At 54.2% G+C, this 15,953-nt stretch carries 15 protein-coding genes and 1 other RNA gene; 6 read left to right on the forward strand and 10 right to left on the reverse strand.

What is annotated here, in order from left to right; all coding sequences use genetic code 11:
* Window positions 1-41: 41 nt before the first annotated feature.
* Window positions 42-908, reverse strand: coding sequence for a succinate--CoA ligase subunit alpha (gene sucD / locus METMA_RS0106360; RefSeq protein ID WP_020158237.1), 867 nt, complete (start codon window positions 906-908; stop codon window positions 42-44).
* The gene (sucC, locus tag METMA_RS0106365; RefSeq protein ID WP_020158238.1) at window positions 905-2,071 is read right to left on the reverse strand and encodes an ADP-forming succinate--CoA ligase subunit beta; all 1,167 of its coding nucleotides are present in this window, start codon (window positions 2,069-2,071) and stop codon (window positions 905-907) included. Before sucC ends, sucD begins: the two co-directional genes overlap by 4 nt.
* Window positions 2,072-2,224: 153 nt before the next feature.
* Here sucC and METMA_RS0106370 point away from each other — a divergent pair, with 153 nt between their 5' ends.
* Window positions 2,225-3,853 (forward strand): sensor histidine kinase, encoded by a 1,629-nt coding sequence (locus METMA_RS0106370; protein WP_020158239.1) that lies wholly within the window; start codon window positions 2,225-2,227, stop codon window positions 3,851-3,853.
* Entirely contained in the window at window positions 3,850-5,196 is a 1,347-nt protein-coding gene (locus METMA_RS0106375; protein WP_020158240.1) for a sigma-54-dependent transcriptional regulator, read from the forward strand. Before METMA_RS0106370 ends, METMA_RS0106375 begins: the two co-directional genes overlap by 4 nt.
* 43 nt (window positions 5,197-5,239) lie before the next feature.
* Here METMA_RS0106375 and METMA_RS0106380 read toward each other — a convergent pair whose 3' ends face one another.
* From METMA_RS0106380 to METMA_RS0106400, 5 genes are all read right to left on the reverse strand, one after another.
* On the reverse strand, window positions 5,240-5,710 hold the full coding sequence (locus tag METMA_RS0106380) for a hypothetical protein (RefSeq protein ID WP_027147091.1): 471 nt from the start codon (window positions 5,708-5,710) through the stop codon (window positions 5,240-5,242).
* A gap of 177 nt (window positions 5,711-5,887) precedes the next feature.
* A complete protein-coding gene (locus METMA_RS0106385) occupies window positions 5,888-7,108 on the reverse strand; it encodes a UbiH/UbiF/VisC/COQ6 family ubiquinone biosynthesis hydroxylase (RefSeq protein WP_020158242.1) in 1,221 nt (406 codons plus the stop codon).
* Between the two features lie 2 nt (window positions 7,109-7,110).
* Window positions 7,111-8,322: a 2-octaprenyl-6-methoxyphenyl hydroxylase gene (gene ubiH, locus METMA_RS0106390; protein ID WP_020158243.1), complete on the reverse strand. Its 1,212-nt coding sequence runs from the start codon at window positions 8,320-8,322 to the stop codon at window positions 7,111-7,113.
* On the reverse strand, window positions 8,322-9,632 hold the full coding sequence (gene pepP, locus METMA_RS0106395) for a Xaa-Pro aminopeptidase (RefSeq protein ID WP_020158244.1): 1,311 nt from the start codon (window positions 9,630-9,632) through the stop codon (window positions 8,322-8,324). Before pepP ends, ubiH begins: the two co-directional genes overlap by 1 nt.
* 16 nt (window positions 9,633-9,648) lie before the next feature.
* A complete protein-coding gene (locus METMA_RS0106400; RefSeq protein ID WP_332248856.1) occupies window positions 9,649-10,179 on the reverse strand; it encodes a UPF0149 family protein in 531 nt (176 codons plus the stop codon).
* A gap of 185 nt (window positions 10,180-10,364) precedes the next feature.
* Between METMA_RS0106400 and METMA_RS0106405 the strand changes: the two genes are divergently transcribed.
* The 4 genes from METMA_RS0106405 to METMA_RS0106415 all read left to right on the forward strand — a co-directional run bounded on the left by METMA_RS0106405 (window position 10,365) and on the right by METMA_RS0106415 (window position 11,569).
* The gene (locus tag METMA_RS0106405) at window positions 10,365-10,592 is read left to right on the forward strand and encodes a TIGR02449 family protein (RefSeq protein WP_020158246.1); all 228 of its coding nucleotides are present in this window, start codon (window positions 10,365-10,367) and stop codon (window positions 10,590-10,592) included.
* Window positions 10,589-10,897, forward strand: a complete 309-nt coding sequence (locus METMA_RS0106410; protein WP_020158247.1) for a cell division protein ZapA — start codon at window positions 10,589-10,591, stop codon at window positions 10,895-10,897. Before METMA_RS0106405 ends, METMA_RS0106410 begins: the two co-directional genes overlap by 4 nt.
* A 12-nt stretch (window positions 10,898-10,909) precedes the next feature.
* Window positions 10,910-11,089, forward strand: a non-coding RNA gene (gene ssrS, locus METMA_RS26300) — 6S RNA.
* 21 nt (window positions 11,090-11,110) lie between these two features.
* Entirely contained in the window at window positions 11,111-11,569 is a 459-nt protein-coding gene (locus METMA_RS0106415) for an EVE domain-containing protein (protein ID WP_020158248.1), read from the forward strand.
* A 44-nt stretch (window positions 11,570-11,613) separates the two neighbouring features.
* Here the strand turns inward: METMA_RS0106415 and ilvA are convergent, their stop codons facing one another.
* The 3 genes from ilvA to METMA_RS0106430 form a co-directional block, all read right to left on the reverse strand.
* Entirely contained in the window at window positions 11,614-13,176 is a 1,563-nt protein-coding gene (gene ilvA / locus METMA_RS0106420; protein ID WP_020158249.1) for a threonine ammonia-lyase, biosynthetic, read from the reverse strand.
* 88 nt (window positions 13,177-13,264) lie between these two features.
* On the reverse strand, window positions 13,265-15,406 hold the full coding sequence (gene gspD / locus METMA_RS0106425; protein ID WP_036296904.1) for a type II secretion system secretin GspD: 2,142 nt from the start codon (window positions 15,404-15,406) through the stop codon (window positions 13,265-13,267).
* Window positions 15,399-15,938: a hypothetical protein gene (locus METMA_RS0106430; protein ID WP_152564993.1), complete on the reverse strand. Its 540-nt coding sequence runs from the start codon at window positions 15,936-15,938 to the stop codon at window positions 15,399-15,401. The genes gspD and METMA_RS0106430 overlap by 8 nt, the downstream gene beginning before the upstream one ends.
* Window positions 15,939-15,953 lie beyond the last annotated feature (15 nt).

The raw sequence follows: 15,953 nt of genomic DNA on the forward strand, positions 1-15,953 counted from the left end.
TCTATGAACAGATGACATATATAAACGACTGGCTACCCGGACTACAAACACCCCTGCATCGCCACGCCGATATCGGCCGGCGAATTGACGACTTCGATGCCGGCCGCCCTGAGCGCGGCGATTTTGCCTGCCGCCGTGCCCTTGCCGCCGGTGATGATGGCGCCGGCATGGCCCATGCGCTTGCCGGGCGGGGCCGTCTGCCCTGCGATATAGGACACCACCGGCTTGGTGACATGCGCCTTGATATAGTCGGCCGCATCCTCTTCCTCGCCGCCGCCGATCTCGCCGACCATGACGATGCCGCGGGTCTGGTCGTCCTGTTGGAAACGGCTGAGCACGTCGATAAAGTTCATGCCGTGGATAGGATCGCCGCCGATGCCGACGCAGGTGCTCTGCCCCAGCCCCTGTCGGGTGGTTTGGTTGACGGCCTCGTAGGTCAGGGTGCCGGAGCGCGAGACGATGCCGATGGAGCCCGGCAGGTGGATATGGCCCGGCATGATGCCGATCTTGCACTGGCCCGGCGTAATCACGCCCGGGCAGTTCGGCCCGATCAGCAAAGAGCCGGTGCCGGCCATCGCGGCCTTGACGCGCAGCATATGCAGCACCGGAATGCCTTCGGTGATGCAGACGATGATTTTGATGCCGGCATCGACGGCTTCCAGGATGGCGTCCGCCGCGTAAAAAGGCGGCACATAGATCATGGTCGCATCGGCGCCGGTCTGCCTGACTGCGTCCTCGACGGTATTGAAGACCGGCAGGCCCAGATGTGTGTCGCCGCCGCGGCCCGGCGTCACGCCGCCGACCAGCTGCGTGCCGTAGGTCAATGTCTGTTCGGAATGAAACGTGCCCTGCTTGCCGGTAAAGCCCTGGCAAATCACTTTGGTGTTACGGTCGATCAAGATGCTCATGCGGCCTCCGCTAAGGCGACGACTTGCGCGGCGGCTGTCGCCAGATCTGTTTCTGCAATCAAATTCAGGCCGGAATCGGCCAAAAGCTGGCGCCCCGCTTCGGCATTGGTGCCTTCCAGCCGGACCACGACCGGCACCGTCACATGCACTTCCTCGACGGCCGCCAGAATGCCGCGCGCGATGATATCGCACTGGACGATGCCGCCGAAGATATTGATCAACACGGCTTTCACCTTGGCATCGGACAGGATCAGCTTGAACGCTTCGGCGACTTTTTCCGGCGTCGTGCCGCCGCCGACATCGAGAAAATTGGCCGGCGCGCCACCGTTCAGCTTCACCATGTCCATCGTCGCCATGGCCAGGCCGGCGCCGTTGACCATGCAGCCGATAGTGCCGTCCAGGGTAATGTAATTGAGCCCGTATTGCTGCGCCTTGTTCTCTTTCCGGTCTTCCTGGCCCGGATCGCGCAGATCCAGAATATCGGGATGCATGGCGACGGCGTTGTCATCGAAATTGATCTTGGCGTCCAGCGCCAGCAGCTGGCCCTGCTCGGTCAGTATCAAGGGATTGATTTCGATCTGGCTGGCGTCTTTGTCAAGCAGCAGCCGGTACATGCCGCGCATGATCGTTTCCAGCGCCTTGATCTGATCGCCGGCTAACCCGAGGGCGAAGGCGATCTTGCGGCACTGATAGCTTTGCAGACCCGCCGCCGGATGAATCTGCAGCGAGACGATCCATTCCGGCGTGTCTCTGGCGACGGCTTCGATGTCCATGCCGCCGGCGGCCGAAGCGATAAACAGGAGGCGGCTGCTGGCGCGGTCGACCAGCACGCTCAGGTAGAACTCGCTTTGGATCGGATAGATTTTCTCGATGAGCAGTTTCTCGACCGGCAAGCCGGCGCTGTCGGTCTGCGCGGTCACCAGGCGCTTGTCCAGCATATCGCGGCTGAAATCCAAGACTTCCTGATGGCTATGGGCCAATCTGACGCCGCCGGCCTTGCCGCGGCCGCCCGCATGCACCTGCGCCTTGACCACCCAGCCGTTGCCGCCCAGTTCTCTGGCGACCTGCCCGGCATGCTCGGGCGTATCGGCCTGATGGCCTTCCGGGACGGCAATACCGTAATCCCTAAATAACCTTTTCGCCTGGTATTCGTGAATATTCATCTATCGCTCCTGAGTCGACCGGCAACGGCCGGAGGGTGTTTTACCCGAGCCTTTGCATCGATGCTATGATTATTTAATCCGCTCCACCGGTTAAACGGGGGCAATTAGCTATTCTAACCAAGTCCCGGCAAAACGCTATTGTTAAAAACACACATGTCCAAAAATATCCCTGAGACTATCTTTCCCTGCCCTTTCTCCCGAGGCTACGGCATTCCCGCCGGCCAGGCCTGGATGCTGCTGAAGGTTTTTTTAACTTATCGTTTTATCCTGGCCGGTTTATTCATCGGGCTGTATCACGGTCAGGTAGGCCCCTCCTCACTGGGGTCTTACGATAGCCAGCTCTATAATTACAGCAGCCAGGGCTATTTACTGTTGTCCATCGTATCCGGCATCTGCATCGCCTGGCGGCTGACCAGTTACACACCACAGGCGCAATGGCTCATTCTTACCGACATCGTCATTCTTACGCTGCTGATGCATGCCTGCGGCGGCGTTAGCAGTGGCATAGGCATATTGCTTGCCGTCTCCATCGCCTACGGCGGACTGCTGATCGGCGGGCGTTGCGCGATGTTTTTCGCCGCGCTGGCCAGTCTGGCCGTCCTGGCCGAACAGATCTATGCCGATCAGGCCGACCTTTTTGACAAGACCTCCTACATGTCCGCCGGCATGCTGGGCGCTTCATTCTTTACCATCGCCCTGCTGTCCTACGTGCTGGCAACACGCAGCGAGCAAAGCGTACAACTGGCCCATCAGCAAAAACAGACCATCACCCAACTGGAAGAGCTGAATCATTACATTATTCAACACCTGCAATCGGGCATCATCATCACCAACAAGAAACAGGTGATTCAGATGGCCAATGAAGCGGTATTGCGGCTGACCAATTTACCGAGACTTCCGGCCACGCTTGTCGATATTTCGGAACAATTATGGCTGGCTTTTCAGATCTGGCTCAATGAGCCGGATCAGGCGGCGGCACAACTGCAGTTGCCTAACCAGTCGGAAATTCATATTCGGTTCATGGCGCTGCCGACGCAGCAGGAATGCCTGTACCTGATCACGCTTGAAGACATTGCGCTTTATAATCAGCGCCTGCAGCAAAGCAAGCTGGCGTCTTTGGGCCGTCTTACCGCCAGCATCGCCCATGAAATTCGCAATCCGCTGGGCGCCATCAGCCATGCCGGACAATTACTGTCGGAAAACCCCCAGTTATCGGACCAGGACAAACGCCTGACCGAGATCATTCAAAGCCACGCCGGCCGCGTTAACCGCATCATTGAGGATATCCTGCAGCTGTCCAGAAGAAATGCGTCGAGGCGGGAAAAAATCCAATTGAAGATCTGGCTGATCGATTACCTGGAAAGCTTCATGCTTGAACAGGCGATCGACCCCGACACCTTCAAGCTCCTGCTATGCGTTGAGCCGTTGCATGCCCTGATGGACCCCGGACATCTAAAGCAAATTCTGGACAACCTGTGCCAGAATGCCCTCAGATACGGAAAGCCGGAACTGGGAAAAATCACGCTGCAGGCCCGCATCAGCCAACAGATGCCGTGCATAGAAGTGATCGACAATGGTTCCGGCATCGGCCCCGAACAAATCGCCCATCTTTTTGAACCCTTTTTCACGACCTCGCCCAGCGGTACGGGGCTGGGACTTTATATTTCCAGGGAATTAGCCGAACTCAACCAGGCTAAATTGAGCTATTATTTAATGGATGATAACAGGAGTTGCTTCAAACTCTGCCTGCCCAATGCGGAAAATAAACTAATTGAAATATGAAAAAACCACTGGCATTAATTGTCGATGATGAACCCGATATCCGTGAATTACTGGAAATCACCCTTAACCGCATGGATATTCAGACTCACTGCGCCGAGAACATCGGCCAGGCGAAAGCCTTGCTGCAACAGCATTCGTTCAATCTTTGCCTGACCGATATGAAACTGCCCGATGGCAATGGCCTGGAACTGCTGGATTATGTTCAATCGGCCTCCGCCTCAATACCGGTTGCCGTTATTACCGCGCACGGCAATATGGATACCGCCATTCTGGCAATGAAGAAAGGTGCTTTCGATTTTGTTTCGAAACCGGTTGACTTACCGGCTCTCAGGCAAATGGTCAGCGGCGCGCTGAAGCTTTCCAAGGCGACGTTTCCCGCCAAAGACCGGCGCACCCGCCATATACTGCTGGGCGAGTCCCCCGTCATGCGAAGCATCCGCGGAAAAATAGCCAAACTGGCGCTCAGCCAGGCACCGGTTTATATCAGCGGCGAATCCGGCTCGGGTAAGGAACTGGTCGCCCGCCTCATTCACCAACAAAGTTCGCGCAGCGACAAGCCCTTTATCGCCATCAACTGCGGCGCCATTCCTCAGGAACTGATGGAAAGCGAGTTCTTCGGCCATAAAAAGGGCAGCTTTACCGGCGCGGTCAGTGATAAAAAAGGCTTGTTCCAGGCTGCCGAAGGCGGCACTTTGTTTCTCGATGAAATCGCGGAACTGCCTCAGTCCCTGCAGGTAAAGCTGCTGCGCGCCATTCAGGAAAAAAGAATTCGCCCAGTCGGCGAGCAACAGGAGGTCCCGGTCGATATCCGCCTGCTCAGCGCTACCTATCGTAATCTGGCCGATATGGTCCAGGCAGGCACGTTCAGGCAGGACTTGTATTACCGCATCAACGTGATCGACTTGTATGTGCCGCCTTTACGGGAACGAAGCTCGGATATCCCCGATCTCACCGACCATATCTTGACCAAGCTGACCCAGGCCGGCGGGCTCAACAAACCGACGCTGGCGGCCTCGGCCTTATCGGCACTGCAACAGTATCATTTCCCCGGTAACGTGCGTGAACTTGAAAATATCCTGGAACGGGCTCTGGCTTTATATGACGGTACCAGTATTGAAATCGATGACCTGAATCTGCCGGTAGGCGCGCAGGCTATCGCCGACTCGCCGGCCTACGATCCGGCCCGGGGATCACTGGAAGATTATCTGGAGCAGATTGAGAGAAAGGCGATCGTCATCGCCCTGGAAGAAAACAAATGGAATAAAACGGCTGCCGCCAAACAGCTGGGGCTGTCCTTTCGATCCTTGCGCTACCGCTTGAAAAAACTCGATCTGGACAATTAACCGGCAACTGGAGCACTGCCGGTTAGTTTCTGCAACATCAACATTAAGCCCGGTACTTGTCCATGGCCTGAAGCTTTGCCACGGCCTCTTTTATTTTTGCTTCGGCAGTCGCATCCAGCTCGTTATTCTTGTAAATTTTTTCCAGCAGGCCTTCCGCGACCAGCGCTTCTTTTACCCAGCGCTTGGTAAACCGGTAATTGCTGTGGGCCGAAGTGACCTCTCCCGTCGCCGGATTGCGCAGTTCGCCTTTGCTGGCCTCCTCTACTTTTGGCGCGGGAGTTGGGGTGGCTGCTTTTCTGGGGGTTGTCGGTTTGGCCGCTGTCCGTCTCGCCGTCGTCGCCGGCGCTTCTTTTTTAGGCGCCGCCTCGGTCAGCGACTGCACGGCCGCCGCTTCCTGTTTTTCAGGTTTCACCTGCGGCATTGCTGTTTTAGCCGTAGCTCGCTGATCGTTTACGACCACATAAACAACATAAGCCACGAAAATAGTAGTTAATATAAACAACCCTTCAGTCATAACACCTCTCCACCTCATTAAAATTAATTTTTATTATTATCGCCCTGAAAACAAGCGCAACCGGCCAGTGGGCATACTAAATCGCCAGTTCCCGAATATACCAGAAGCCGACAAGCAGGGTAAATACTAAATGCGCAAAACGCGGGCTTTTTGGTACTCGCAGCAAATCCGAGAATCCTACCAGCACGGCTGTGCTTTTGCCAGCCTCGGCAAATCCTCGCGCAAGCCCATGGCGTAATGATTAAAATACGCCTTCACGATGGCCGTGTGATTGATCCAGTTCATGCCGGCGGAACGCAGGCTGATAAAAGGTTGCAATGACACGCCATACGTCTTGTTGAGCACATCCATGCTCGCCATCATCATCAGATTATCGCCTTTACGCCAGCGCTCGTAACGGCGCAAATACCCGGAACCGGCTAATGGCCGCCTTTGCCTTTTCGCTTCTATCACTAACTCGGCTATCGCCGCGGCATCCAGCAGGCCGGCATTGGCGCCCTGCCCTGCCAATGGGTGCATGGCATGAGCGGCATCGCCGACCAGCGCCAGATGCCGATCGGTATAGCGATTGGCGTATTGGAACCGCAAAGGAAACGCCGCCCTGGGACCGACTGCCAGCATTTTGCCCAAAATGCCGCCCGAGGCCTGCTCCAGCGCCTGGAGGAAATCGACGTCGTTCAGGGCCAGGTAGCTTTTTGCCGTTTTCGTGCTCAAGGTCCAGACAATCGAGCTTTGGCCGTTATCCAGCGGCAGAAAGGCCAACGGCCCTTCTTCCAGAAAACGCTGCCAGGCCGTCGCCTGATGGCTCTTTTCGGTCGTGACCGTGGCAACCAGGCCGTCCTGATCATAATCCCAGCCGGTCACGTCTATGCCGGCCATATTCCGCAATGCCGATTCGCGCCCGTCAGCGGCAATCACCAGTTCGGCTTCAAGGCAACGGCCGTCTTCCAGGCTGACCAGTCGGCCGTGATCGGTTAACTGCATGCCGGCGACCTTGGCCGGCGTTATGCAATGGGCCGAGGACAAGGTATCCAGCACATCCCATAAAGCCGCGACCGTCACCCGGTTTTCGACCAGATGACCCAATTCGTTGAACTCGGTATCGGCGCAGTCAAAATGCAATTCGCCGTCGCCGCGCGCGTCCCATACGCGCATATCGCGGTAGGCGCATACGCCGCGCCGCACCATGCCCGGCCAGGCGCCGAGCATTTCCAGAATATTTTGCGAAGCCTTCGTCAACGCCGAAACGCGGTTGTCGATCGGCTCCCTCGACCACTGTCTTTCCGGGTTATGCCGATCCAGCAGCGCCACGCTGACGCCGCCGTGCGCCAGGGCACAGGCTGCCGCCGCGCCCACCATGCCGCCGCCGACGACGATTACTTCATAGCGTTCAGTCATAGTCACCTCCTGCTGCCCAGCCGCGGCATGCGCCCGGCCAGCCCCATGGCCTGCCGGGTCAGCAGAGCCTTGGCGGCCGGAATATGATCGAGCAGCGTCAGGCCGATGTTTCGAGCCAGGGCCGGCGCCAGCCAGTCATTGGAAAAAATCCGCACGACATTGTCGGTAAAGCCGACGACGAGGTCATGGTCTTTTTGCCTGGCCCTGGCATAGCGGCTTAAAAAATCAGCCGCCCCGATATCTTGGCCGTCCTCATATTGCTGGATCAGCATTTCGGCCAGCACCACGACATCACGCAAGCCCAGATTAAATCCCTGCCCCGCCACCGGATGCAGTTGGTGCGAGGCATTGCCGATGATGACGGCCCGCCCTGAAACCATTTTCTCGGCGCGTATCAGCGACAACGGGAAGACTCGCCTGGGCGCCGCCAAGCTGAGCTCGCCCAGCCTGTAACCGAAACAGTCCTGGAGCGCGCCTAGAAAATCCGTCTCGCTGCCCGTCATCAACGCTTTCGCATCCTCATCGGCCCGCGTCCAGACCACGGCGCACTCGTGCTGACCGACAGGCAACAGGGCAAGGGGCCCTGAAGCCGTAAATCGCTCATAGGCGGTATTGTTATGCGGAACGGAGGTTTTGACGGTAGTGACCAATGCGGTCTGTCCGTACTCGGTGACCTTCTGCTTGATGTCCAATAATTTGCGTACCGATGACTGGCCGCCATCGGCGCCTACCAGCAATCGAGCCGACAGACCGAACGGTTCATCGCCGCGTTTCAAGCTGACATGGACGGCATTGTCGCCGGACATCAGACCGGCGACGCGGGCGGGGCAAATCAGCTCGATATTGGCGTCGCTGGCAAGCCGGGCCACGTGCGCTTCAATGTCGCGAGCCGAAATGACATATCCCAGTGCCTCGACATTTTCCTTTTGCGCGGACAACCGTGTTTTACCGAAATGGCCGCGATCGGAGATATGGATATTTTTTATCGCGGTGGCTGCCTGACGTATGCCCTGCCAGATGCCTAATGCCTCAAGCATTTTTACCGTGCCGCCAGCCAAGGCCAGCGCTCTGTCCCCGGCCGGGGAGGCATACAGCTGTTCGCGCGTGTTGGCTTCGACTATGGCCACGCGCAGGCCAGTGTCTTTCAGCGCCAGTGCCAGGCAGTTGCCGGCCAGGCCGCCGCCCGCGATAAGTAAATCGTAATCCCGCTGCATCAGGTCGCCTGCATCAACGTTTCAATTTCTGCTATGGTTTTCGGCACGCCGGCTGTCAGAATTTCATGTCCCTGCTCCGTGACCACAAGATCGTCCTCAATGCGTATGCCTATGCCGCGCCATTTTTCATCGACGGTTTCACAATCCGCCGGTATGTACAAGCCCGGCTCGATGGTCAATACCATACCCGGCTCCAGCAACCGCCATTCCTTGTCGACCTTATAGTCGCCGACATCATGCACATCCATGCCCAGCCAGTGGCCAATCCGGTGCATATAGAACTGCTTGTATTTTTCCTTCTTGATCAGCGTGGATACGCGGCCTTTGAGCAATCCCAGCGACACCAGCCCTTTGGTCAGCACCTCGACCGAGGCTTCGTGCGCCAGATGCCAGGGTACGCCCGGTTTGATCTGCTCGATAGCGGCCGCCTGCGCATCAAGTACCAACTCGTAAAGCTGCTTCTGCGGCACGCTGAAGCGCCCCGAGACCGGAAACGTGCGCGTGATATCGGCCGCGTAATGATCGCACTCGGCACCGGCATCGATCAGCAGCAGATCGCCGCTTCTTAATTTGTCCGCGTTTTCGGTGTAGTGCAGTACGCAGGCGTTTTTGCCGCCGGCGACGATCGAGGGGTAGGCCACCGCGCGCAGGCCACCCTGAATGAAATGATAAATGAGCTCGGCTTCTATCTGATATTCATACAGGCCGGGCTTGCATTTCCGCATGGCTTCAGCATGGGCAAAGGCGGATACCTCAGCGGCGCGGCGCATCAGTTTCAGTTCCTCGGGGCTTTTGAACAGGCGCATCTCATGCAGGATATGCTCCAGCGAAATCAACTCGCCCGGCGCGGTAACACCGGATCTCGACTGACCGCGGATATGATTGATCCATTCCAGCAAGCGGTGGTCCAGGTCCAAATCCCGGCCCATAGGATAATAGACCTTGCCCTTGTCTTCCAGCATGCCCGGCAAAATCTCATCCAGATCGTCAATCGGAAAGGAATCATCGGCCTCAAAGTGCTGGGTAGCGCCTTCCAGACCGGCATGGGCGCCTTCCCACAAAGCCTTGGTTTCGTCGAATTCGCGGCAGAACAGAATATATTCGCCTTTCTCGCGGCCGGGGATAAAAACGGCCAGCGACTCCGGCTCGTTAAAACCGGTTAAATAATAAAAATCGCTATCCTGCCGGAACGGATAATCGACATCGCGGTTTCGCGTCCGAACCGCGGCACTGCCTATCAGCGCGATATTGCCTTTACCGATACGCTGCATTAATTGCTTACGTCTTTTCTTGAATTCGCTTTGTTTCATTTGCTTGTTTCGCTGTTTAATGAACCGTGCCGTCGGTATTGATGTTCAACTCATCCCTCAGTAGTAAAACAGCGGATCTTAGATACTCGGTGACTTCCATAAAAGCACTCTCATCCTCCTCCCCCTCGGCCTCTTCGTCCAATTTGGTAAATTCTGTTATATCCTTCAATATTTCAGTGACATCGCCTGGCCAGCCTGATGAGGTATACACAGAGCCGACCCCAAACAGAAATCCCTCGCACCAACGGCTCAACGCCTGGACCCGTTCGCCCAGCAAGACTTCATCATCAGGCAGCATCAAGTCAAACTCAAAGGCTTCACTGGCCAGCAATTCCCTGGTCCGCTCGAACAATTTCACCAGTACCGCCCTGTCTTCATCGCTCAAATCGACGGAGTCCTTAAACAGTTCTTCCAACCAATGAGCGCTTTCCGCCTGACCATTGACGCATAACATGCCTGTCGCCATGCCGTGAGCCTCGGCGGCTGAAATATCCGCATTGTTGCGTTCAAATATTATATTAATTCCCTGATAAACCATGATGCCCATATAATAAACTACCGCTAAAAAAAAAATACCGCTTATGCTACCATTGATCCCCGACTTGGATAATATTTGTTCTTCTTGGTTCTCGGACAATTGACTATGAGCAATATTAGAACATATCGCCTGCTATTAGGGACAATCCTTGCAAAAACACGCAGCTGATTATTCGCAATCATATAGTTACTACCATGACGAATTCAGAAACAACTCAATCTTTGGAATTAAAAGAACTCGAAGAGAAGCTGGACAAGCTTATCGAACAATATAATTCTGTAAAAAACGAAAACAGTTCCCTTAAGACCAAGCAGGAATCCCTGGTTCGGGAAAAAGCCAAATTGCTGGAAAAAACCACGCTGGCCAGAACCCGGGTTGAAGCCATGATTACTCGCCTGAAAGCAATGGAGCAAGGCTCATGAAAAAAAACCCCCAGCCGGTATCGCTTACCATTATGGGCAAAGACTATAAGATTGCCTGTGATCCTGATGAACGGGACGAACTGATCGATTCAGCGGAGGAACTGGACCAGAAAATGCGCAAAATCAGAGACTCCGGTCGGGTCAGCAGTCCGGACAGGATCGCCGTTATGGCGGCGCTTAATCTGGCCCATGAGTTGCGCCTGGTAAAAAATCAGAATGCCATACTGACGCAGAGCCTCAATGAAAGTCTGGCTAATATGGCTCAGAAAATAGAAAACGTTTTAGAAAATCCTGAAACACGGTAAAATAAAACTCTGCATCTCCTGCAGCGTTCGAGGATGTACTGGGTGTTTCCTGAACCTATTTTTACCCCGGGGGCGCATTCCGTTAATGGTGTGCATGCCCGTTTTATACGGGAAGCCTGATTTATCGATCGAGTCCCCACTTGAACCTTCGGTTCAAGGACGAAAGTGCATTACGGCGCAGGTGGGAGGTGCCCCTTCCTTAAAAAAATCCCCATGAACTATTGGCTAATGAAATCCGAACCGGATGCGTTCGGCATCGATGACCTGTACAACAAACCGGACCGGACCGAGCACTGGGACGGCGTGCGTAATTATCAGGCCAGAAATATGATGCGTGATGAGATGAAACTCGGCGATCGGGTTTTCTTCTACCACTCCAATTGTGATGTACCCGGCATCGTCGGCACGATGGAAGTGGTCCGCGAAGGCTATCCGGACTTTACCGCCTTCGATCCCGACGACAAACATTTCGACCCTAAAAGCGATCCGAACCAGCCACGCTGGTTTATGGTTGACGTTAGGCATGTCAAAACACTGTCCCGCACTATTACCCTGCAAGAATTAAAACAAAAGGAAGAACTGGCCGATCTCGCACTGGTAAGACGCGGCAATCGCTTATCGATTATGCCGGTTTCCAAACAGCAATGGGACTTTATCCTGTCGCTGGAATGATTAACGCGATTGTCAAAGGACGGCGAGTTAGCCGCCGCTTCCTTCTAGACCTCGATAACGCGATCAGTAGAGCGCTTATTTTTTATTTCGCTGCCGCCTGAAAACAGGCAATAAGCCGGATTTTCGGTTTCCTCCTGGTAGGCAAAACCCTGCGTCTCCAGACATTGCTGAAACGCTTTGCGCTCCTCCTTGGGCATCTGCACGCCCATCAGCACTTTACCGAATGCCGCCCCATGATTGCGGTAATGAAACAGGCTGATATTCCAGCGCCCGCCCAATGCCGTCAGAAAGTTTAATAACGCGCCGGGCCTTTCCGGAAACTGCAAGCTGTAAATAACTTCATTCAATTCTCGCGGCGCATGGCCTCCCACCATATAACGCACATGCTCCTTAGCCAGGTCATTAGTGGTCATGTCGGTGACCGGAAAGCCCTGCTCCCGCAGCGCCATGATTAAATCGGCCCGATCCGACTCCAGACCGCTACTGGAAATACCGACAAAAACCTGAGCCAGCTGGGGATCAAAATAACGGTAATTGAATTCGGTAATGCTGCGCCCGCCGAGCATGCTGCAGAAGCGCAAAAAACTGCCAGGTGTTTCAGGGATGCTGACAGCCAGCAGGATTTCACGGTGCTCGCCGACCTGGGCGCGCTCCGCCACATAGCGCAGCCGGTCGAAATTCATATTGGCGCCGCTGTCGATGGCGACCAGCGTTTTACCTGTTATCTGCTCGCGTTCGACATATTTCTTCACGCCGGCAATGCCTAATGCACCGGCCGGCTCGGCAACCGAGCGCGTATCATCGAAAATATCCTTGATCGCCGCGCAGATTTCATCGGTATTGACGGTAATGACTTCATCGACATAATTCAGCGCCAGACGGAAAGGCTCCTCCCCGATCTGCTTGACCGCGACGCCATCGGCAAACAATCCCACCTGTTTAATGGCGACCCGGCGCTTTGCTTTCAAGGCCCGATTCAGGCAGTCGGAATCGTCGGGCTCAACACCAATGATCTTGATCTCGGGGCGAACGAATTTGACATAGGCCGCGACACCGGCAATCAAACCGCCGCCACCGACCGGCACAAAGATCGCATCCAGATCGTCGGTCTGCTGCCGGAGAATTTCCATGGCCACTGTGCCCTGTCCGGCGATGACATCGGGATCGTCATAGGGATGGATAAAAACCATGTCCTTTTGCTCGGCCAGTTCCCTGGCATGTGTATAAGCCTCATCATAGGAATCGCCGAACAGCACCGTCTTGGCGCCCCAGGCCTTTACCGATTGCACTTTAATTTCGGGCGTGGTTTTCGGCATTACGATCAAGGCCTTGACACCCAGTCTTTTTGCCGACAAGGCAACGCCTTGGGCATGGTTGCCGGCAGAGGCGGCAATTACGCCGTGCGTTCTTTCCTGCTCATTTAGCATGGACATTTTGTTATAGGCGCCACGCAGCTTAAACGAAAACACCGGCTGCATGTCTTCGCGTTTCAAATAGACGTTATTGCTCAGGCGCTCCGATAATGAGGAGGCAAAATCCAAAGGCGTTTCTATGGCGACATCATAAACTTTGGCGCGTAATATTTTTTCTATGTATTTTGTTGACATGTTTACCCATTAGCTGAGGTATTTTTGCTGTTTCGCCTATTATCACACATTATTCGGTTTAAGCCGCGTTGCCATGGACGGCGGGCCGCTACTCTACCTCTGAGGCATCTACCGTACTATCCATGTAAATACCGGTTAATTTGCGTCTGAATTCATCAGTGATCAACCGGCCATCCTGCTTGCTTTTGACGACGCGCGGCGTAATCAGCACGACCAGCTCTGTCTTAAGTTTATTTTTCGTGGTGCTGCCGAATAAAGGCCCTATTAAGGGCAACTCATGTAAAAAAGGAACACCTGTTTTATTATAGGTATCGTTTTCGTCGATCAAGCCGCCCAGCACAACCGTCTCTCCGCTGTGCACAGCCACATTACTGGTGATTTCCTTGGTTTGTATCGTAGGCGAATCGATACTACTGTCTTGAGTTTGTCTTGGCGTTTCAACACTTTGCTCGATATCCATAATCACAAGGCCGCTGGCATTGACCCTGGGCTTGACCTTCAATTTAACGCCTGTTTTGCGCTGTTGAATGGAACTGGTTTGCAGAAGTGTATCGACATCGACGGCAGTACCTGACGTGGGAATAGCGGATGACTGAGACGTTCTTAACGGAATTTCATCGCCGACCTGTATCGAGGCTTCCTGATTATTCAGAACCATCAATGACGGCGACGAAATCACATTGAGATTGTCCTTTTGGGCTTCCGCACTTAATACGGCCCTGATATCACCTGAATTACTGAGAAACGAATAGCCAAATCCGCCTGTGACCGCTCCTAAGGCAATATTCGATGCGCTTAGAGTTTGTCCGCCTCCGCTAATATTGTTCTCGCCGCCATTGTTATGGCTAAAAAACCATTGAATGCCGTATTTTAAGTCATCGGTCAGGGAAACCGAGACGATCGTTGCATCGATCAACACCTGCAGCGGCATGACATCGAGCTGATTGATAACGGTGCGGATCGCTTCATATTCCTGCGGCGTTGCCACGATGACGACCGAATTATTGATTTCATCGGCAATAATTCTGACATCACGACCCACATTGGCGACATTGCCGCCCTCCGAAGATCTGTTATTAGCAGTCGGCCTGGCCGTTTCCTGCCTATTACTGATTTCAGCGGCCTGCCGCCCCGGCGCAACCTTTGCGGGTTTATCTCTTCTTGTTGCGGTGCCGGTAAAAATTTCACTCAGCGTCGCCGCCAATTCCACGGCATCGACATGCTGGGCCCGGTAAACATTGACGCCGCCGCCGGTGGCCGTATTCGACCGGTCCAACCGGATTACCCAGCTTTCAATATCTCTCAGGTAGGTAGCCTGATGCGTAATGGCCAGGATAGCATTCAGCCGTTCGATCTCCAGAAACCGGAAAAAGCTATTCTCTTCCTTGCCGTTCTTATTAAACACGGCTTCCAGTTCTTCGATCACTTGTGCCGGCTCGGCATGCACTAATGGAAAAATACCGAATGAACGGCCTTTCAGAAGATCGATATCGAAAGTCGCGACCATATCCATGATGCGCGCCAGTTCGTCGGCCGTACCGGAAACGACCAACAGATTGCGCATGCCATCGACTTGCAGGATGGTTTTCTCCTGTACCAGCGGTTTCATCACCTCGGCGAGGTCTTGAACGGCGACATTTCTGATCGGTATAACTTTCACCTGATAACCGGCAGCGCCTGTTCTTGAAAAGTCGGTGCTGTATAATGCATCCGCCGCGGGCTCGATATGATATACCCGGCCATCCTTGACCAGCGCCGCATTGTTCATGCGCAATAGCATTTCCAGGGTCGGCAGTAATTCTTCTTTCGTCAAGGCTTGGGTGGTCTGCAGCGTCACCTTGCCGGCCACCTTGGGGCTCAGCACATAATTTTGCCCGAGTATGTCACTCAGGATCACTTTTGCGACTTCACCTAAGTCGGCCTCATCAAAATTCAGGCTGTACGCACCTTCGCCTCGCGCCTTGCCTCTGCTTGGCCGCGTTGCCGCGCCCGCTACAAACCGGTCTGTTCCGGGATAGAGTTCCGCCTCTGGCCGCTCTTTTTCTGCCGCATGCGGCTTGTTTTGCAATTCTTTAAAGACGACATCGGACTGCTCGTCCGGTTGCTCTGGAGGTACTGTTGGCAGAGCTCGTTTAGTGGCTAACTGCGGACCTAAAAGCTCGCAACTTGACAGCGTTAACCCTAAAATGACAGCACAGGAAGCTGTTGTTATTTTTCTTAGGTTATTCATTATCGCTATTTCCTGACGTATCTGCCTTGGCTTTGGAAGTGGATGCATTGGGCACGCGTTTTTGCTTGGGTAATTCTTTCAATTTCGGCTTTCTTAACATAAGTTCTTTCTGATGACTTCCCTGCTTGATTAGCGCTCTGTCTTTGTGAATCTCGGCCAGCGTCCAGCCGTCGATATCATCGCCTTCAGCTATTTTAAAATAATTTTTCTCCGTAGCTGATATTTTAGCTCTGCTGAATAAAGCAAATAATTGCTTCCCTTTCGTGTAAACCCCGTTCAATTGCCAGTCAAATGTCTCGCTCCCCCCGGCCGCGGTATCTTCCGTGATATCGACGGTCTCCATTGGCTTGCGGCCTTTTATGAATAATGGCCGGGTGACCAGGTCGACATACTTTTCTTCCGGCTGTTTTGTCAGCTCCAGGCTTGGCAATTCATCTACTTTATAGGGTTGGATTTCAACGGCGGTGATCGCTTTCTGCAATTGTTTTCTTGCGTGCTTCGCATATAACCACTCGGCGGTAATAATCAACAATAAAACGATGCAAAC

Source organism: Methylobacter marinus A45 (genome assembly GCF_000383855.1).
GTDB classification, from domain to species: Bacteria; Pseudomonadota; Gammaproteobacteria; order Methylococcales; family Methylomonadaceae; genus Methylobacter; species Methylobacter marinus.